We start from the raw sequence: 19,621 nt of genomic DNA on the forward strand, positions 1-19,621 counted from the left end.
CGATCGCCTTCGATGGCCCGCTCCACCACCAGGAACAGATCGACCCATACGGTCTGCGGGCATGTATAGCCGCACCAGGCACGGCCGACAGTCGACGTGATCAGGAAAAGACCGACGCCGGCCATCACCAGAAGTCCGGCCACATAGTAGAATTCCTGCGGCCATATCTCGATGAAGAAGAAATAGAAGCGCCGGTTTGAAAGATCCAGCAGTACCGCCTGGTTTGGAGCAAACGGGCCCCGATCCCATCGCAACCACGGCGTCAGATAGTAGATGCCGAGCGTGATCGCCATCACCAGCCACTTGAACCGGCGAAAGCTTCCCGTGGCCCGTTTCGGAAAGATCTTCTTGCGCGCGGCATACATTGACTGACGCACCTTGGCGGAGTTGACCGGCGTGGGTTCGATCCGTCCTATTTGCGTGTTATCAAGCACGAGAAGCTCCAGTCACCAGCGACGATTTCGCCGGAAGCCGACTCATCGGTTCTGGATGATGCCGAGGCCCGGCTTGCGCCGGGCCTCGTCGCTTGGCGGGAGGGGGAGGACGAGAATAGGCTTCTGCTCCTATTCTCCGCCGCCAAGCGAATGGATGTAGACCGCCAGTTCCTTGACCTTGATCTCGCCGAGGCGCGCGCCCCAGGCCGGCATCACGCCCTGTTTCGGCGCGGTGACCTGGGCGGCGATGGCCGCTTCGCCTGACCCGTAGAGCCAGATGGCGTCGGTCAGATCTGGAGCGCCGAGTTCCTTGTTGCCCTCTGCATTGTCGCCGTGACACGCCACGCAATTTTCGGCGAAGACCTTGGCGCCGGGCGCGACCAATGCTTGATCGCTGACAGCCCCCGACAGACTGGCGACGTAGGCGCTGACCTGTTGGATCTGATCGGCATTGATGATGTCGCCAAAGGCCGGCATTTCCGACAGGCGCGTATCCGGGTCGGAGGCGAAGCGGATGCCATGAGCGATCGTCTGCTGGATCTGGTCCACCTCGCCGCCCCACAGCCAGTCGTCGTCATTTAGGTTCGGAAAGCCCTTGGACCCCTGGGCGCCGGAACCGTGGCACTGCACGCAATTGAGCTTGAACGCCGCGGCGCCGGCAGCGACGGCGAATTCGCGCAGCGTGCCATCCGCCGCGATCTCCGAAACACTTTTCGACTCTATTGCGGCGACATATTTGCCCTTTGCCGCTTCGGCCGCGGACAGCTCGTTCTTGACTTCGTTGCGGCTGGAATAGCCAAGTACGCCCTTTGTCGCGGAGTGCAACAGCGGCCATGCCGGGTAGGCAAATGTGTAACCGATCGCCCAGACTATGGTGATGTAGAAGGTGATGACCCACCAGCGCGGGAGCGGATTGTTCAGCTCGCGAATGCCGTCCCACTCATGACCGGTCGTCGAGATGCCGGAAACCTCGTCAATGTGATCGCTGCTCATGATCAGTCCTCCTTCAGAGGAATTTGAGCTGCTTCGCCGGCTTGCCTGCGGCTGCCGGGGCGAAGTGCAAAGGCAACGGATCCGATGAAGAAAAGAGCCATGGCAAGCAGGCCCCAGCTGTCGGCAAACTCCCGCATGAAATTGTACGTCATCGCCATTGTCCTCAGCGGTAGCCGGCGGTCTCATCGTAGTTCTTGAAATCGACAAGCGTGCCGAGCATCTGGAGATAAGAAACCAGGGCGTCCATTTCGGTGACTTGCTGCGGATCACCGTCGAAATCGCCGATCCTGGCCTTGGGGTAGCGGGCCTCGAGGCCGGACGTGTCGGCATTGGGATCAGCCTGCGCCATCAAATCGGCATTGGCGTTAGCGACCATGTCGTCGGAGTAGGGGACGCCGACGCGCCTGTTGGCAACCAGATGCGTCGAGAAATCCTTCACCGCGATCGGCGTATCCTTCAGAAAGCCATAGCTCGGCATGATGGATTCCGGCACCACGGAACGAGGATCCGTGAGGTGCTCGACATGCCAAAGATTTGAGTAGCGATCGCCAACCCGAGCGAGGTCCGGTCCGGTGCGCTTCGATCCCCACTGGAAGGGATGATCATACATCGACTCGGCCGCCAGGCTGTAATGCCCATAGCGCTCGACCTCGTCACGGAACGGGCGGATCATCTGGCTATGGCAGAGATAGCATCCCTCACGCACATAGATGTTGCGCCCGACGAGTTCGAGCGGCGAGTAAGGCCGCATGCCTTCGACCTTCTCGATCGTGTTGTCGAGATAGAAGAGCGGCGCGATCTCGACGATGCCACCAACGGTGACCACGAGAAGCGATCCAACGAGCAGAAGTGTAGCGTTCTTCTCGATCAGCGCGTGTCTGTTCATCAACCTCATTTTCTGTCTCATCATCGCGCAAGCTGGAGGGCGGGAACGGAGCCTGGCATCGGATCCTCCTCGCGCCGGTAGCCAAGGATGGTCATGGCGACGTTCCAGGCCATGATCAGGGCGCCGGAGAGGTACATGGCCCCGCCGATGGCGCGCATTACATAGTAGGGGTGCATGGCGGCGACCGTTTCGGCGAAGGAGTAGACCAGGAAGCCTTGCTCGTCGTATTCGCGCCACATCAGGCCCTGCATGATGCCGGACACCCACATGACCGACGCGTAGACGACGATGCCAAGAGTCGCCAGCCAGAAGTGCCAGGTAACGAGGCGCAGCGAATAGAGTCGTTCACGGTTCCACAGCTTCGGCACCATAAAGTAGATCGCGCCGAACGAGATCATGCCGACCCAGCCGAGTGCGCCGGAATGGACGTGTCCTATGGTCCAGTCGGTGTAGTGCGACAGCGAGTTGACCGTCTTGATCGACATCATCGGACCCTCGAAGGTGGACATGCCGTAGAAGGCGATGGCCATCACCATCATGCGGATGATCGGATCGGTGCGGAGCTTGTCCCAGGCGCCCGACAGCGTCATCAGGCCGNGGCCATCACCATCATGCGGATGATCGGATCGGTGCGGAGCTTGTCCCAGGCGCCCGACAGCGTCATCAGGCCGTTGATCATGCCGCCCCAGGACGGCATCCAGAGCATGATCGAGAACACCATGCCGAGCGTCTGCGCCCAGTCGGGCAGGGCGGTGTAGTGCAGGTGATGGGGCCCGGCCCATATGTAGAGAAAGATGATCGCCCAGAAATGGACGATCGACAGGCGGTAGGAATAGACCGGCCGGTTAGCCTGCTTGGGCACGAAATAATACATCATGCCGAGGAAGCCGGCGGTCAGGAAAAATCCGACGGCATTGTGGCCGTACCACCATTGCGTCAGGGCGTCCTGGACGCCGGAAAAGGCGGAGTAACTCTTGGAGCCGAGGAAGGAAGCCGGCATCGACAGGTTGTTGATCACATGCAGCATCGCGATGGTCACGATGAAGGAAAGGTAGAACCAGTTCGCAACGTAGATGTGCGGTTCCTTGCGCTTCAGGATCGTGCCGAGGAACAGGATGAGATAGGCGACCCAGACGATGGTCAGCCAGATGTCCACATACCATTCTGGTTCCGCATATTCGCGGCTCTCGGTTATGCCAAGCAGATAGCCTGTCGCGGCCATGACGATGAAAAGCTGGTAGCCCCAGAACACGAACCAGGCGAGATCGCCGCCGAACAACCTGGCGCGGCAGGTGCGTTGGACGACATAGAGAGACGTGCAAAGCAGCGCGTTGCCGCCAAATGCGAAGACGACGCCCGACGTATGCAGCGGCCGCAGCCGGCCGAAGTTGAACCAGGGCTGGATGTTGAGATCGGNATGCGAAGACGACGCCCGACGTATGCAGCGGCCGCAGCCGGCCGAAGTTGAACCAGGGCTGGATGTTGAGATCGGGATAGGCAAGCTGCAATGCGATGACGACGCCGACCAGCATGCCCACCACACCCCAGAACATGGTGGCGATGGCGCCATAGCGGATGGGACCATCCATGTAAGCTGACGGATCGACCGCGACTGCCGGCGCGAAGCTCGTGTTACGAAGAAGAATAACGACAAAACCAAGCAGCACAAAAAACAGCACCCACATATGCTGCCGGAAAGGCTCGTCGACACCGAAGCCGGCGGCCACCAGCGCTGCAAATGTGAACAGGCCCAAAGCGAAGATTTGCGTGCCGAACTTCATGAGATGTCCCCGACTCGGATACCGATGGGCGGACGCCAATCCGCATGACACCAATCCAGCAGTCGCGTTGCCGCCGCCTTGATCCATGTCAAAGCCATTTGCGTTTGGATTGGGCAGCCTCGAACCGGCAAACGATCAGGAGACTGTCATTGAACAGGGAGAGGGAGCCGGCATCGTCGCTGTTCGAAACAAGCCGCGCCAGTTCGATACTGTCAGGTCAATCTGACAGAGAGACGGTCCCGGCGGCGGTGATGAAGCGTGCGCATCTGGAAAAGCTGCAGCTCTGCGATGCCCTGGAAAGGATCGCCGACACCCTGCCCAAGGTCGATTACCTGGCATGCCTGGCTGCAGCAAACGCGATAGTTCCGCTGTTGCGCAACATTCATCAATACGAAGAGACGGTGATCTTTCCGGCCTACGAGGCTGCTTTGAGCGGCAGCGATGCTTCAACCCGACGATTGCGTGCCGAACACGTCGAGGACGAGTGCTTTGCCGGCGAGGTGACTGAAATCCTTTTGGCGATCGGCCACGGCGAGACGGTCGAGAATGCCGAGGTTCTCGGCTTCATGCTGCGCGGCTTCTTCGAAAGCATGCGCCGGCATATCGCCTTTGAACGCGAGCACGTCTTGCCGATGATCGGCGTCGTCGATTGAGCCTAGGCGCCAGAGCGTCGATGCAGCCGGGCTAAGCTGTCGACGGTCACTTCCCTGTTGTTCTCGATCCGGATCACGCCATCTGATCGCAACCTGGTCAACTGGCGGCTCACCGTCTCGATGGTCAGGCCAAGGAAATCGGCGATGTCGGCGCGGGTCAGCGGCAGATCGAAACGTGTCGACTGGGCGGCTGGGTCAAGCATGGGGTCGATGTTTTTGGCGATCATCAGGAGAAAGCTCGCCACCTTTTCCGAAGCGCTCTTGCGCCCCAGCGTCACCATCCAGTCGCGGGCTTCGTCGAGTTCGTTGAGCGTCTGCTTGAGCAGACGATGCTCAAGCTCCGGCGATTCCTTCATCATCCGTTCGATGGCGGTCTTTGGAAATGAACACACGGAAACGGCGGTTGCGGCTTCGGCGTTGATCGCGCTTTCCACCTTGAAGGGCCTGCCCAGAAAATCGGGGGCGAACTGGAGGCCAACAATCTGCTGGCGTCCGTCAGAAAGGCTCTTTGTCAGCTTGACGACGCCAGAAAGCACGTTCGAATAGCTGTCGACGGTCTCGGTATCACCAATCAGTTCTACGCCTGGTTCAACATTATGCTTCGTCGAGCTCTTGGCCAGGCCCACCAATTGATCGGGATCGAGCGCGCCGCAAACGCCGCGGTGCCGTGCTTCGCACGATTGGCAAAGCACGGGAATGCCGGCGCTGTGAACATCCTGACGCACTGTCACCACGATCGCCCGAGAAATCCGAAAGTTCCAGTAGGATATAGCATCGGTCCGAGAAAATGCCTTGCGGCAGTTTGTCAGTGGCAAGACGGCATTGACCGAAATCAAGGCTTCCGGTGTCCAATGTGATCATTGTCGCTCCATGCAAAGTGGAGCGGATAGAGACATGCGGCCGGAATTGCTTGCCAGACTTGCTGAGAACGTGCCGCGCTATACGAGCTACCCGACCGCGCCGCATTTCCACCCGGGCGTCGGTGCTCTCGTCTATCGAAGCTGGCTGGAAGCGCTTGAGAACGGCGATGAGATTTCACTCTATCTGCATATTCCCTACTGCGACAGACTCTGCTGGTTCTGTGCCTGCCACACCAAGCAGACACGTCACTATGAACCCGTGACGGCCTATCTCCGCTCGTTGCATGCTGAGATCGCCACCATTGCCCGTATTGTCGGCGGCAAGGCCGGCGTGCGCGCCGTCCACTTCGGTGGCGGCTCTCCGACGATGCTGAAGCCCGAGGACATGGTGATGCTGGGTAAAGCATTGCGTGCGAACTTCGATTTCCTTCCGGACGCCAAGATCAGCGTTGAAATCGATCCCAATGATATGGATGATGGCCGGCTCGATGCGCTTGCCGAGATCGGCATGACCCGGGCGAGCCTCGGCGTCCAGGATTTTGACCCGAAGGTGCAAAAGGCAATTAACCGCGAGCAGAGCTTTTTGCAGACCAAAGCGGTGGTCGACGGCGTTCGTTCGCGCGGCGTCGAATCGGTCAATCTGGACCTGCTCTACGGCTTGCCACACCAAACCAGGGAGAGCGTCTCCTCCACCGTCGCGCAGGCGTTGACCCTGGAACCGGATCGGATAGCATTGTTTGGCTACGCGCATGTGCCCTGGTTCAAGAAGCATCAGACGATGATCGACGAGGCATGGTTGCCGGGTCAGGCGGAGCGGTTTGCTCAATCACAGCTGGCCGCTTGTCTTATGCTGAACGCGGGATATGAAGCCGTCGGCTTCGACCATTTCGCCAAGCCCAACGATGCGTTGGCCGTAGCGGCCCGAACCGGCTGCCTGCGCCGCAATTTCCAAGGCTACACGGAGGATCACTGCGAAACATTGATCGGCCTTGGCCCATCGTCCATCAGTCAATTTCGCCAAGGCTATGCGCAGAACATGTCGTCGACCGCAGAGTATGGACGCATGGTCTCGGACGGTGGACTGGCGGCCGTCCGCGGTATCGCGCTTTCCAACGACGACGGCGTTCGCGGTTGGATCATCGAGAGGCTGATGTGTGATTTTGCTTTCTCGGCGATCGATCTGGTGGAGCGCTTTGGCGAAGCTGGCCAAAGGCTTCTGCTCAAGGCAAGTTCCACCGCCCTGCGTGACGCCGAGGGGTTGCTTGAACTTGATGGTGACCGCTTCGTCGTGCCGGCGGAAAGTCGTCCCTTTGTCAGAAGCGTCGCGGCAAAATTCGACAAATATCTCGAAACCGGCAAAGCCAGGCATTCGGTAGCGGTGTGAACATTGGCCGCCCGCTCAGAAGTGTTCGCCAGCCTGAACGGGCCGATGCGGGTGCCTGCCGCGATCAGATAGGCGGTCGACCAGCCGATGAGCAGGAACCCGTTCACACCCTCGAGCGCCGCCCAGGACACGCCACGCGTGAGCGGGCACGATGTAGCCATAGCCAAGAGTCGAAAAGGTAATGGTCGAAAAATTGCGGTCTCGAAGTCAACGAAGATATCAAGCAACCTATATAGCCCTGCCCAGAGCCAGACCTCCGCGGTCATGACGGCACGAGCCCCATGACCACGCTGATCATGGCGACGATACGGCTGCGGCGTCCGTGCATACGAACTCGCGCGTGAGGTATCTCATCGCATGCGTGACGGCGGTCAGGCCAAACGTGTGGATCAAGACCGTTAGACTTATGAAGACGGTGCCGGTGAGCAGATTGAGGAACATCGTCGGAAGGTAAAGATCGATACGGCCGCCTTTCTCGCTCGAAGTCAAAATCGCAGGTTTCGCCTATATTGCGCAGATCGTCGACCGGGTCAGGAACCGCTTCTCCCGTCCATTGCCGAGGGAGAACATACCGCCGCGACCAGGCACCACGTCGATGATAGGATCGGTATGCTTCCAGGCCCTGATTGCGACCCCCCGATGTAGAACGGTGCGTCGCCGATGTGGCCAAGCAGCACGTCCCGGTCGCCGACGACGAAGTCAGCACGCGGATAGCACATGGGCGAAGAGCCGTCGCAGCATCCGCCGGACTGATGGAACAGCACCGGGCCATGATCGGCAACAATCTCCGCGATCAGTTCAAGGGCTGCCGGTGTCGCGGTGACTTTCGCATGCATGGTCTTTTCCGATTTCAAAATTATGGCTCGGCCCTGCCAGGGCCGAGCCATTGAGCCAAAGAGGCGATCAGAAGAAGCCGAGCTTCTTCGGACTGTAGCTGACCAGCATGTTCTTAGTCTGCTGGTAGTGGTCGAGCATCATCTTGTGGGTCTCGCGGCCGATACCGGACTGCTTGTAGCCGCCGAAGGCCGCATGCGCGGGATAGGCGTGGTAGCAGTTGGTCCAGACGCGGCCGGCCTGAATGGCGCGGCCGAAGCGGTAGGCTCGGTTGCCGTCACGTGTCCAGATGCCGGCGCCGAGGCCGTAGAGCGTATCATTGGCAATTTCCAGCGCCTCGGCGTCGTCCTTGAAGGTCGTGACCGAAACCACGGGCCCAAAGATCTCCTCCTGGAAGATGCGCATCTTGTTGTGGCCCTTAAATACCGTGGGCTTGACGTAGTAGCCGCCCGCCAGATCACCAGGCAGGACATTGCGCGCGCCACCGGTCAGCAACTCGGCGCCTTCCTGGCGGCCGATGTCGATGTAGGAAAGGATCTTTTCCATCTGCTCGGACGAGGCCTGCGCACCAATCATCGTGGCCGGGTCGAGCGGATCCCCCTGCACGATCGCCTCGACCCGCTTGAGGGCACGCTCCATGAACCTGTCATAGACGGATTCATGGATGAGGGCGCGGCTCGGGCAGGTGCAGACTTCACCCTGGTTCAGCGCGAACATCACGAATCCTTCGATCGCCTTGTCGAAGAAATGGTCGTCTTCGGCGACAACGTCCTTGAAGAAGATGTTGGGCGACTTGCCGCCCAGTTCCAGCGTGACAGGAATGAGATTCTGGCTGGCATACTGCATGATCAGCCGGCCCGTCGTGGTCTCGCCCGTGAAGGCAATCTTGGCAATGCGCGGTGAGGAGGCGAGCGGCTTGCCAGCCTCGAGACCGAAGCCGTTGACGATGTTCAGCACGCCCGGCGGCAGCAGGTCGCCGACAAGGTCGGCCCACAGCATGATAGCGGCCGGCGTCTGCTCGGCAGGTTTCAGGATAACGCAGTTTCCAGCGGCAATTGCGGGGGCAAGCTTCCAGCATGCCATCAGCAGCGGGAAGTTCCAGGGGATGATCTGGCCGACCACGCCGAGCGGCTCATGGAAATGGTAGGCGACGGTGTCGTCGTCGATCTGCGAAAGGCTGCCTTCCTGGCCACGCAGCGCGCCGGCGAAATAGCGGAAATGGTCAATGGCAAGCGGCAGGTCGGCCGCGGTCGTTTCACGGATCGGCTTGCCGTTGTCCCAGGTTTCGGCGCGCGCCAGGAGATCGAGGTTTTCCTCCATGCGGTCGGCTATGCGGTTGAGGATGAGCGACCGCTCGGCCACGCTGGTGCGTGCCCAGCCGTCCTTGGCGGCGTGCGCCGCGTCCAGGGCTGCCTCGATGTCTTGGGCATCCGAGCGCGCCACCTCGCACAGCAGTTGACCGTTCACCGGCGAGAAGTTCTCGAAGTAGCGGCCGGCGCGGGGCTCGGTCCATTTGCCGCCAATGAAATTGCCGTAGCGCCTGTCGAAGGGAGCCTTGACCGACCGTGAGAATTCAACCTTGTTCACATCTTCCTCCCAAAGCTGACGCCGCGGAATGCGACGCGTGGAGGAGATATGCTTGCACGGGCGCCGATTGTCAGGCCGTCGAAACCATGTCGTTCGCGCGAGTGTCGCAGAACTGAGACAGTTGGGCCGGCAAACTTAGTGGGTGCGCCCTAGTTCGAAGCGTTTCAACTTGCGATGCAGCGTTGCCCGGCTGATTCCGAGCGCCTCGGCGGCCGCAGAAATGTTACCCGAGGTTCGAGCCAAGGCTCTCTGAAGCGCGGCGCGCTCGGCCCGACCGAGGCTTCCTTCCACGCCTTCGGCACCGCTCAGCACGTCCATGGCGGGCAGGCTTCTTGTCAGCGATTCCTGGGAGATGCCCAGCGCGATCCGTGCCGACCGCGTCGCTCCGACCACGAGATCGTCGGAATCGACCGCGATCAACCCACCAGGCCCGCTACTCGTTTCCGGAAGCAGGAGGACGCGAGCACTTTGGAATGCCCGGCGAAAATTCTCCGCCTCTATCCGCCGTACCGCGTCCGCAACCGCGACCGCGATCAGGTTTGTAAACGCTTCGGTGAGGTCGGCTCGGCAAGACGACACATCGAGCGCCGCTACGAGGTTGCCTTCGTGGTCGTAGATCGGTGCTGTCGTGCAGCTCAGCAGCGTATTGCGTGCAAAAAAATGCTGATCGCGATGGATGGTCAGCGCTCGCCGCTCGGCAAGACAGGTTCCGATGCCATTGGTGCCTTCGCTCTCCTCACTCCAGAGCGAGCCCGTCCACAGTCCCCAATCTTCGAAGGTCTCGTCGTCGGAGGGAGCGCCACGGCGATCCACCGGCACTCCATCCCGGTCGGCCAGAAGCACGCAGCACCCAACTCCGCCAACCGCAAGGTATAGCCTATCAAGGCTGGGCTGCGCCGCCATCTGCAATGGTTCAATCCGCTGCCTGGCTCTTATGAGCTCAGCGCCCGTCAGGCGCTTGGGAGACTTGCGCTCGGCCGGATCAAGTTGGTGCAGGTTCGACGACCGTTGCCACGAGGCGACCAATGCCGATTTTGCTGCCGCGTCGGAATTGATCGCAGCCTGGACGCGATCTTCATGATGGCCGGCTGAGTGTCCGTTCACGCTGTCCTCCCGCTTTTCGCAGCTTTCCTTTTGCCTCTCGGTCATGCTCTTTTTCATTGGAATGACATGTCATGGTGAGGCTGTTTTCCCAAGTCGTTCACCGACCTGTCAATTCGCCGAATGAACTAGTCTGTGCCTTCCGGAGGCTCAAAGAGCGCCCACGGGAGTTCCATCGGGACGCAGCTGGTCACCGTTCCGAATATCTACAGCTGATAGGAAGGGTTGCGATTGATGTGGCGCAAATCAGCCATCATATCGTCGGCAGAGAGCCCGTTGCGGGTCAGCGCTTGAAGCGCAGGCTCGTTACGCCAGCGAGATGTGGCTCAAACTGTGAGCGGAACCATGCGGAAAGACTTCGGAGTTTGACCAACGAAAAAGACAGTAAATCAACAATTTGCGCAGCCCTCCTGACCTACTAGTTCATCCGATTTGCCATTTTTTCGCGATCTCTGAATAGTGTCGACTTTTCCGCAGTTAGCGCCGAGTAATCGGCAACTTGGCTGAGACGACGCAGTGAGTACCCAAAACAACTGGCTTTTTGGTCGTCAGTCTGTGTTTTCGGAGATCGCCACTCTGAGCGCCTTGTCTGCCATCAAGGAGCATCTCGGCTCGCTCGACATAGTGACAGGGGTTGCCAAGCTCGGGGTCTGCACCGCGACGGCGGGCGATTTCCGGGACCATCCGAAAGTCGACGACGGCGCGTCCGAGCTGCTCGTCAAGGTTTCGGGACCGAAATGATGTCAGGCGCCCTGTAGGTCCGCGCAAGTTGCGCGAGCCGCGTCAGGATACCGGCTCTTCACAAACCGATGTCGGGCCCAATTCAGTGTATGTGGACGACGACGAAACGTCCGCCGTACGACTGATAATAGGCGCCGCCACAGTGCCACAGCACGGCGCCATTGACCGAGGTCTTCACACACGCCGCGGGCAGCCTGCTCACGTAGACAGTCGAACGGCGGATCGTTCGGCGTGTGGTCCGCCTCGCGACGCCTGCGACGCTGCCCGGCGTGAGTGGATGGCCCACTCTCGCATGCGCGTAACCGACGAAGGAGGTGAACGGCGCAATCGGGTCGAGCAGACCGGCAAACATTATTGCGACGATCCCGGCAGCGCCGGTCAACTTCAAGCTAAGTCTAGTCATTGTCCGTCCTCTCAAGAAAATCTAGCAATTCCGCAATCCATGCGGTCAGGCGCACGAGGCAAGTCTGCGCCGAATGCGAGTTGAAGCATTCGCAACGCCCTCGACCCCACGCGAGCCAGAGCCAGCGCTCTTTCGCAATTTAAGAAGATACTAATTTTAGGACGCAACTGCTATCCGAATTGCGCAAATCCGATTGGGGTGATCAGAGCCTATGATGCAATTCCTCGGCGTCACAATGCCGGGATTCCATGTCATTCGGCTCTTTCGCGCGCCGGTTATGATGGCCGGGCACGATGGAATGTTTCCTTGGGAGACTCTCCAAAGAGAGAGCGATAGCTCGCTGCGAAACGCCCAAGGTGGGTAACCCCTACCTCCATGGCCACCCTTGTGACGCTTGAGCCGCTTGCGCGCGCAGTGGTCAGTTGCCGCCTGGCTTCATTGAGGCGGAGCGCTCTGATGAATTCGAGCGGACTTACCCCGAAGGTGGCCCGAAAGGCATACTCCATTTGTCTGCGGCTAACGCCGATTTCCTTGCATAGCCGAACGATTGGGATTTCTTCCTGAATGTGGGCGTGAATGAAATCTTCGGCAGCCCGGGCCTGGCGAAGATGCCGAGCTACGGACTGAGTTATTCCGGGCCCATGACCGTCCGAGACCGCACGAGCGTCAGCCAGTGCTCCCAGATATTCAACGAGCATGATCGGAGGGTGCTCTAGTTGAATCGGATCGGTTGAAGCTGCCGCGAAACAGTCTGCCATTGGCTCGATCTGATTCCGGATGGCTTGTGCATGGCTGGTCGCGAGCCGAACGGCACTGGGGTGATCGGCCGCCTGCTCCTCGATGATTCCCGTGGAAAGCGCCTGGATTTCCGCCCAGATGGCAGTCGGAACAACGGCGGCCGCATAGCGGAGTCCGGGCTGGATGGTTGCCGTCACTGTCGTGCCGGCGGGGATGGTCACGACCATGTCGTCCTCGAGCGGAATGCCGCAGATTGTCGACCCGCAGGCCCGCTGGATTGACACAAGGGCGACGGAACTCGGATTGAAATCGCCAACGGCGCGGAAGGCGCAATGGAATTCGGGCAGGTCAAGCGCCCATTTGCCCGGGGACTGGATTTGCCGGATTCGTGACGGCAGCCAGCCTGACGAAAGCCGGTCCACCTTCACGGGCAGACCGGAGGCGGCGCTGGTAAGCTCGTCAGGACCAAGCTCCACGTCTCTGTACCAAGGCAATGATGGCCGTTTTGTCAAAAGATCAGTCCTTTGCGCAAAGTGGATAGCGTAAGGATGTATAAGCCATAGCTCATAAAACAAAATTGCGCTCGATCAAATTGGCGCGAGGGCCGGCGGACGGCTGGTGCGAGATTTAATGACTCTGAAGTCTCGGACGGCTGATGCGGAGGATTTGGGGCACCAGTCGTGGCTGCGATTGGTGCAGGATCGACACGTGAGTTCCGCGGGTCAAGTTGTTCTTGAGCACGAAACGGAGTGGGGAGCATGATCGGAAAACTCTTCGGGCGCGCAGGTTTGGCCTGCACAGTTCTTCTTGTCTCCTATTCATTCGCTAATGCTCAGGATGACTTGGGACCCTTCATGCCCCACGCTGGCGCGGTGCTGACCACTGCCTGGGACAACGCCCAGGGTCCTGATGCCGAATCGTGGATCAAGTTTGCTGACGTCACGGCAGCGAATATAGACATTGACTATACGAGCTCTCGCGGCACCGTGGCGAAACGGCGCCTTATGATCTCCGACCGGGCCGCGGCACGAACGATTGTCCTGGGCTACGCCAAAAAGATGCCGCTGGTCATTCCCAAAACGACGTCTCTTGGCACGTCGGCCACGGTTCTCGACCAACTGCGGACCTCAGGCCACGCCAGTTCGGCACCGGTCTACAACGATGCGCTGCACTCAATGCAAGGACAGTTCACGTTAGCGGAGCCGCACGTGATGATGAAAGTTATGGTCGATGAAAACGAGGTAGATGTGCCAACGGTTCACGCACGCGGACAGTTCAAGAACGGGCAGAATGCCGCTCAGGGCGACTTTTATTTTCTCGACAATCGCAACAATCCCATGTTGATCCAATACAGCGTACAGTTTAGTGGGGAAAAGGAGCCACGCCGCGAGCGGATTGTGCATGTATCAGTCGGTGCTTCGCAACGCCCGGCTATGGAACAGGCGCTGGCCACGATGAAAGCCTATGATCTGTATGGCATCCATTTCGATTTCGGCAAGGCCACTATTCAGCGCAACACCGCACCCTTGCTCAACGATATGACGGCTACTCTTAATAACAACCCGCTGTGGACACTCCGCATTGTAGGGCACACGGATTCAATCGGGGATCCCAAGTTCAACTTGAAGCTGTCTGAGCAGCGTGCCGGGTCGATCAAGGCCGAGCTGGTCAAGCGCGGCATCGCGGCAGCGCGGCTTGACGCCGATGGCCAAGGTGAGAACAACCCCAAGGGTGGCAATGACACACTCGAGGGCCGATCCATCAATCGCCGGGTTGAGCTTATCCGCACGGATCGCTAGCGCCAAATGGTTCGGCGACGGTTCCTGAACCGTGCAAGTAGGTGCGGCAGTTACCGGGAACTGGAGTTGCCGGGCGCGCGGCGGCTTTCCGTGGGGCGAAGGATCGGCAATCTTGATCAGCATTCCAGAAGCTGCGTTCCGGGCCAAGCTTAAAATAATGTGGGAAGGCGATGAAGCCCAGATTTTAAAAGATGCTTCTTTGCGCAAAGTGGATAGTGGGCCAGTTGTTTTAGGTCTAGCTCATAAAAAAGTGCGCGAAATCATCGGGCGCAACATAAGGACTGACGGCTGGCGGGGGACTATGTGTAGACAAGACGTATTCCGGGAATCTGTGCTCGGGACATCCAGCACCCTCGCCGGGACCGCGATGAGGTGCGGTGCCAAAGGTTTGCTGGGCGTTGCCATAACTGTGCTCGCCAACCTGGGAATCATTCCCAATGTCCAGGCGGCGGAAGGTGGCGCGAGCTTCTATCTCCTCGGTTCGCGCGGCCCCATGGCGGGTTTCACGCCGCCGCCTGGCGTCTATTTCCAGAACGATTTCTACATCTATTCCGGAGACGCGAAGGTCGATCTGGATCTCGGTGGAAAGCTGGTGGCCGATGTCCATGCGAAGGCCCTTATCAACCTCTCGACCGCGCTGTGGGTTTCTCCCTGGCAGGTTATGGGGGGCAGCCTGGCGTTCACAGCGACCGTGCCCATCGGCGGCCCCGATATCACCGGCAGAATTGTTCCGAGCCCGTTGTCGGCATCCGACAGCATCACGACCCTGGGCGATCCGGTGCTTGGAACTTTCGTCGGCTGGCACAGCGGAGACTTTCACTGGCAGACCGGAGTGAGCGTGAACGTGCCAGTGGGGGATTACCATGAAGGAGACATCGCCAATCTGTCGTTCAACCACTGGGCCGCGGATATCTACGCATCGGGTACGTGGCTGAACTCCGCTACAGGCCTTGAACTCTCGGCGGCAACCGGCATCACCTTCAACGGCGAGGATACGGCGACCCGTTACAAGAACGGCACGGACTTCCACTTCGAGGGAACGATCGACCAGCACTTCAGCAAGGCCTTCGACGTGGGGCTGGTTGGCTATTATTACAACCAATTGACCGACGATAGCGGGTCTGGAGTCCCCCCGGTGCTTGGCGGGTTTAGAGGCGAAGTGGCGGCGATCGGAGCCACCGCGGGATATAACTTTCAGGTTGGTAAGCTGCCAGTCTCGACCCGGATCAAATATTACCATGAGTTCGATGCCAAAAATCGTCTGGAAGGCGACTCAGTCTTCCTGACGGTTGCGATGCCGCTTTGGGTGGCGGGGCACTGACGGGGGACAAGTGAGACAAGAGCTTACACTTTAATTTCGCCGCTGGAGTCTACGCTCCAGCCAACGGATGCAACTCAACCGGTGAGCCTGACGCCGGCCCCTCGCTGTTGGGCCAAGAGCCCAGAGGGAGGTCGGAACGGGTTCGGGGGCCGAGTTGGCGTGACACTGCTGGTTCCAAAGGGATGACTAGCATGCAGTTTGGTTTTAGCCGGCCGGCTAACTCCAACAATTATGGAGGGCAAAATGGCCAACAAGAAGAACGAATTTCCGGCTGGTGCAAAAGACACTCGCGCAGCTATTCGGCGGCGTGATGTCCTGCTGAGTGGTAGCGCATTGATGGCCGCCAGGTTTGTCGCCGCCACTGGAACAACAGCTGTGGCCGCCAATATGTTCTTGGGATCGCCGGCGCAGGCAGAGACTTCCCGTCCGAACATCCTTTTCATCCTTGCCGACGATTTGGGATGGAAAGACGTTGGCTTCCACGGCTCCGACATCAAGACACCGAATATCGACAAATTGGCCGAGACGGGCGCACGGCTCGAAGAATTTTATGTTCAGCCAATGTGCACGCCGACCCGGGCGGCCTTCATGACGGGGCGCTATCCCTTGCGCTATGGACTGCAGACCGCGGTCATTCCCTCGGGTGGCAAGTATGGTCTTGCCACGGACGAATGGCTATTGCCGCAGACGCTCAAAGAAGCGGGATATGACACGAGCCTAGTAGGAAAGTGGCATTTAGGGCATTCAAAGAAGGAATATTGGCCGGGGCAGCGAGGGTTCGACAAGACTTATGGGCCCCTAATCGGAGAGATCGACCATTTCAAGCATGAAACACACGGAGTGGTGGATTGGTATCGAGATAACAAGCTCCTTCACGAGCAGGGGTATGATACCGCACTGTTTGGTGCGGAAGCTGTTCGGCAAATCAACAAGCATGATGTGACGGTGCCGCTGTTTATGTATCTTGCCTTCACGGCGCCGCATACTCCATATCAGGCGCCCAAGGAATACCTGGATATGTATAAAGGTATTGCCGACCCTGGGCGGCAAGCTTATGCGGCCCAGATCACTGCCATGGACGATCAGATTGGCAAGGTGATTGATGCCCTGGACAAGCGGAAGATGCGCGAGAACACCCTCGTTGTCTTCGTTAGCGACAATGGAGGCACACGCTCAAAGCTGTTTGCCGGCGAAGGGGCAGTCAAGGGTGAACTGCCGCCAAATAACGGCGAATATCGTGACGGCAAGGGGTCTGTCTATGAGGGTGGTACCAGAGTTGTCGCGCTAGCCAACTGGCCTGGGCGGGTAAAGCCTGGCGAGGTGAAGGAGATGATCCACATCGTCGACATGTATCCAACGATGGCAGGCCTCGCCGGGGCGAAGCTCGGCAAAAACAAGCCACTGGATGGACTGGATGTCTGGTCCGCAATCGGTGAGGGCAAGCCGTCTCCACGCGACGAGATCGTCTACAATATTGAGCCATATCGCGGCGCCGTACGGAAAGGGAACTGGAAACTGGTGTGGCTTGTAACCTTGCCATCCAATTTGGAGCTTTTCGATCTGGCGAAGGATCCGTCGGAGGCGACAAATCTTGCCGAAAAGAACCCCGAGAAAGTCAAGGAACTCCAGGCTCGGATAGAGGCTCTGGCCAAGGAAGCGGTGCCGCCTCTGTTCATGATGGAGCTGGTGAAGATAGGGCTTAGTGCCGAGCCGGCGTTTCCGGGTGGAGACACGACATTCGCCGGTGAAGATTGAGCCCCCGATTGTCGAAAGGAGGTCATTCTAGCGACTGTGTTCCGTTCGCCGGTTCTGGCCGGGCGAATGATCGGAACCAGGCTGATGCCGATGGTCCGGAATTGGAAAGGGCTCGGCATGAATGATCTAGTCGGGAGAGAATCGGCACGGGGTTTCAGCGAGCCGCCTTTCGGGAATATGGAATGGATTCCAGGCGGCGAGTTCGTCATGGGCTCCGACAGGAATTATCCAGAAGAAGCGCCAGCACATAGGGTTGCGGTAAGCGGATTCTGGATTGATCGTTTTACCGTGACCAACCGTGAGTTTGAGCAGTTCGTCGCGGCTACTGGCTACCTTACTTTGGCAGAACGGCCTGCCAATCTTTCCGACTACCCCGAGGCAATTCCAGAACAAGTCGCTCCGTCTTCAGCCGTTTTCAAGAGGGTTACCCAACCCGTCGATATCCGCAATCCCTATAACTGGTGGTTTTATGTTCGTGGCGCTAACTGGCGGCATCCGCGGGGGCCTGCTAGCTCGATCAAGAAGCTCCGTGACCATCCGGTTGTCCACGTCGCACTCGAAGATGCCAAAGCCTACGCGAATTGGGCAGGTAAGGAATTGCCAAGTGAAGCCGAATGGGAGTTCGCCGCTCGCGGCGGGATTAGCGGCGCAGAGTTTGTCTGGGGCGATGAATTCATGCCTGGCGGCAACCACATGGCCAACACCTGGCAGGGAAATTTTCCCAACAGCAACCTTTGCGAGGATGGCTACGAGTGGACAGCCCCAGTGGGTTCCTTTCCTGCAAACGGCTATGGACTCTACGATATGGCAGGAAACGTCTGGCAATGGACCACCGACTGGTATCAGGAACACAATCGGCTCGACAGTCCGTGCTGCACGATAATCAACCCTCGGGGTGGAGAGCAGGAAGCGAGTTACGACCCGCGCGAGCCCACGATCAGGATACCTCGTAAGGTGACCAAGGGGGGCTCATTTCTCTGCGCGCCTAACTACTGCCAGCGCTATCGACCTGCTGCGCGCATGTCGCAGCCAGTCGACACTTCGACATGCCATCTCGGATTTCGGTGCATTGTACGTCCGCCCGATGAAACTGCTCCACGCTCGGTTAGCATCACGCGGAGAGATCCGGGCAAGGCACAATAATGGTGCAGCCTAAGTCAATACGTAAGCGGGCTCAGGGAAGTTTCTCGGTTCTGTTTGTGCTCGCCCTAACGGCGTGCGGAGGAGGGCCGGAAGGCGTCCTTGCGCCGATTTCCGCGAACCAGGTATCGCCGTCCGCGTCCGACGTGACAATGTTAGTCGCGACCAGCCGGAAGCCTTCCGGCGACCCGGCAACGCTGTTTACAGGCGAGCGCAGTCCGGCACTTTCCTTGACCGACTTGACCATTTCAATTCCGCCGAATCGTGCACCCGGTACGGTCGAGTGGCCGAAAAAGCTGCCTCCAAACCCCGAAAAGGAATTCGCTGTTGTTGCCGCGAAGAGTCTTTCGATTCCCGAGGCTCACAATTGGCTGCGTTCACACAATTCGAATGGCCATGTTCTCGTCTTCGTGCATGGCTTCAACAATCGGTACGAGGATTCGGTCTTTCGCTTCGCGCAGTTTGTGCACGACTCGCGGGCGAAGGTCGTCCCAATCCTTTTTACGTGGCCGTCGCGCGCCAGTGTGCTCGGCTACAATTACGACAAGGAGAGCACCAATTTCTCTCGCACAGCATTCGAGCGGACATTGAAGGCCTTGGCCGATGATCGGAGCGTAACGGACGTCACAGTCATGGCCCACTCGATGGGCACCTGGCTTGCCATGGAATCGCTGAGGCAGATGGCGTTGGAGGACGGGCAGGTTTCGCCCAAGATCAGGAACGTTATCCTCGCGTCTCCCGACCTCGATGTGGATGTCTTTGGCCGCCAGTGGACCGAACTTGGACCAAAAAAACCGAAATTCACGATCACCGTTTCACGGGACGATCGGGCGCTTGCGGTCTCGCGCCTGATTGCAGGCAATGTCGATCGGGTTGGGCAGGCTGATCCGTCAAAGGAGCCGTACAAATCGAAACTGGAGGCAGCCGGAATAACGGTTCTCGACCTGACCAACGTGAAGACCGACGATCGCTTGAACCATAGCAAGTTCGCCGAAAGTCCGGAAATCGTGCGACTGCTGGGGGCACAATTGGCCTCCGGCCAAACCCTGACCGACTCGCGAGTAGGCCTTGGCGACGAACTGGGTTTGGTGGTTGCCGGCACGGTCGACACGGTTGGCAACGCCGCGGCAGCGACGGTCAGCGCGCCCATTACGACAGTCGAGGGGAAAGCGGACAAACCCGCGCCAGACGACCTGGAGACGATCCTGAAG

The 19,621-nt window shown here is 59.0% G+C and carries 16 protein-coding genes and 3 pseudogenes; 8 read left to right on the top strand and 11 right to left on the bottom strand.

Going from position 1 to position 19,621, the window contains the following annotated elements:
* The 5 genes and pseudogenes from X739_RS0135995 to X739_RS01000000166790 all read right to left on the bottom strand — a co-directional run.
* The coding region (locus tag X739_RS0135995; protein WP_031252576.1) for a 4Fe-4S binding protein at positions 1–434 on the bottom strand (434 nt) is incomplete at its 3' end.
* Positions 435–563: 129 nt separating this feature from the next.
* On the bottom strand, positions 564–1,427 hold the full coding sequence (gene ccoP, locus X739_RS138100; RefSeq protein ID WP_023796352.1) for a cytochrome-c oxidase, cbb3-type subunit III: 864 nt from the start codon (positions 1,425–1,427) through the stop codon (positions 564–566).
* Between the two features lie 2 nt (positions 1,428–1,429).
* Complete coding sequence (locus X739_RS138095; RefSeq protein WP_023766610.1) at positions 1,430–1,579, bottom strand: CcoQ/FixQ family Cbb3-type cytochrome c oxidase assembly chaperone; 150 nt, start codon at positions 1,577–1,579, stop codon at positions 1,430–1,432.
* 11 nt (positions 1,580–1,590) lie between these two features.
* Positions 1,591–2,322 (bottom strand): cytochrome-c oxidase, cbb3-type subunit II, encoded by a 732-nt coding sequence (ccoO, locus tag X739_RS138090; protein ID WP_023796354.1) that lies wholly within the window; start codon positions 2,320–2,322, stop codon positions 1,591–1,593.
* An 11-nt stretch (positions 2,323–2,333) separates the two neighbouring features.
* Positions 2,334–4,094: pseudogene (locus tag X739_RS01000000166790) on the bottom strand (cbb3-type cytochrome c oxidase subunit I).
* 251 nt (positions 4,095–4,345) lie between these two features.
* Between X739_RS01000000166790 and X739_RS01000000166795 the strand changes: the two are divergent.
* Positions 4,346–4,747 carry a hemerythrin domain-containing protein gene (locus tag X739_RS01000000166795; RefSeq protein WP_023796357.1) on the top strand — a complete coding sequence of 134 codons (402 nt, stop codon included), beginning with the start codon at positions 4,346–4,348 and terminating at the stop codon, positions 4,745–4,747.
* Between the two features lie 2 nt (positions 4,748–4,749).
* Here the strand turns inward: X739_RS01000000166795 and X739_RS138085 are convergent, their stop codons facing one another.
* Positions 4,750–5,478, bottom strand: a complete 729-nt coding sequence (locus X739_RS138085; protein WP_031252577.1) for a Crp/Fnr family transcriptional regulator — start codon at positions 5,476–5,478, stop codon at positions 4,750–4,752.
* A gap of 163 nt (positions 5,479–5,641) precedes the next feature.
* On the opposite strand from X739_RS138085, the gene hemN reads away from it, so the two are divergent.
* On the top strand, positions 5,642–6,991 hold the full coding sequence (gene hemN, locus X739_RS138080) for an oxygen-independent coproporphyrinogen III oxidase (RefSeq protein ID WP_023796359.1): 1,350 nt from the start codon (positions 5,642–5,644) through the stop codon (positions 6,989–6,991).
* A gap of 530 nt (positions 6,992–7,521) precedes the next feature.
* Here hemN and X739_RS01560 read toward each other — a convergent pair.
* From X739_RS01560 to X739_RS138070, 3 genes are all read right to left on the bottom strand, one after another.
* Positions 7,522–7,827, bottom strand: coding sequence for a DUF779 domain-containing protein (locus X739_RS01560; RefSeq protein ID WP_023796361.1), 306 nt, complete (start codon positions 7,825–7,827; stop codon positions 7,522–7,524).
* A 67-nt stretch (positions 7,828–7,894) separates the two neighbouring features.
* The gene (gene adh / locus X739_RS138075; RefSeq protein WP_023796362.1) at positions 7,895–9,412 is read right to left on the bottom strand and encodes an aldehyde dehydrogenase; all 1,518 of its coding nucleotides are present in this window, start codon (positions 9,410–9,412) and stop codon (positions 7,895–7,897) included.
* A gap of 135 nt (positions 9,413–9,547) precedes the next feature.
* Positions 9,548–10,573, bottom strand: a complete 1,026-nt coding sequence (locus tag X739_RS138070) for a helix-turn-helix domain-containing protein (RefSeq protein WP_023796363.1) — start codon at positions 10,571–10,573, stop codon at positions 9,548–9,550.
* 483 nt (positions 10,574–11,056) lie between these two features.
* Here X739_RS138070 and X739_RS01545 point away from each other — a divergent pair.
* A pseudogene (locus tag X739_RS01545) lies at positions 11,057–11,262 on the top strand (RidA family protein); the annotation flags it as partial.
* 74 nt (positions 11,263–11,336) lie between these two features.
* Here X739_RS01545 and X739_RS138065 read toward each other — a convergent pair.
* Positions 11,337–11,606, bottom strand: a complete 270-nt coding sequence (locus X739_RS138065) for a hypothetical protein (RefSeq protein ID WP_245273972.1) — start codon at positions 11,604–11,606, stop codon at positions 11,337–11,339.
* A 326-nt stretch (positions 11,607–11,932) separates the two neighbouring features.
* Positions 11,933–12,907, bottom strand: coding sequence for a helix-turn-helix domain-containing protein (locus tag X739_RS1000000167390; protein WP_156940034.1), 975 nt, complete (start codon positions 12,905–12,907; stop codon positions 11,933–11,935).
* A 246-nt stretch (positions 12,908–13,153) separates the two neighbouring features.
* On the opposite strand from X739_RS1000000167390, the gene X739_RS1000000167395 reads away from it, so the two are divergent.
* The 5 genes and pseudogenes from X739_RS1000000167395 to X739_RS138045 form a co-directional block, all read left to right on the top strand.
* Positions 13,154–14,194 (top strand): OmpA family protein, encoded by a 1,041-nt coding sequence (locus X739_RS1000000167395; RefSeq protein WP_023796367.1) that lies wholly within the window; start codon positions 13,154–13,156, stop codon positions 14,192–14,194.
* A gap of 112 nt (positions 14,195–14,306) precedes the next feature.
* A complete protein-coding gene (locus tag X739_RS138060) occupies positions 14,307–15,515 on the top strand; it encodes a transporter (RefSeq protein ID WP_245273970.1) in 1,209 nt (402 codons plus the stop codon).
* Positions 15,516–15,758: 243 nt separating this feature from the next.
* A complete protein-coding gene (locus X739_RS138055) occupies positions 15,759–17,270 on the top strand; it encodes an arylsulfatase (protein WP_023796369.1) in 1,512 nt (503 codons plus the stop codon).
* 117 nt (positions 17,271–17,387) lie between these two features.
* Positions 17,388–18,413: a formylglycine-generating enzyme family protein gene (locus tag X739_RS138050; RefSeq protein WP_084056589.1), complete on the top strand. Its 1,026-nt coding sequence runs from the start codon at positions 17,388–17,390 to the stop codon at positions 18,411–18,413.
* Positions 18,413–19,579 (top strand): annotated as a pseudogene (locus X739_RS138045) (alpha/beta hydrolase); the annotation flags it as partial. The gene X739_RS138050 and the pseudogene X739_RS138045, both read left to right, overlap by 1 nt.
* Between the last annotated feature and the right edge of the window lie 42 nt (positions 19,580–19,621).

Origin of the sequence: Mesorhizobium sp. LNHC209A00 (assembly GCF_000502915.1) — a bacterium.
Taxonomy (GTDB): Bacteria; Pseudomonadota; Alphaproteobacteria; order Rhizobiales; family Rhizobiaceae; genus Mesorhizobium.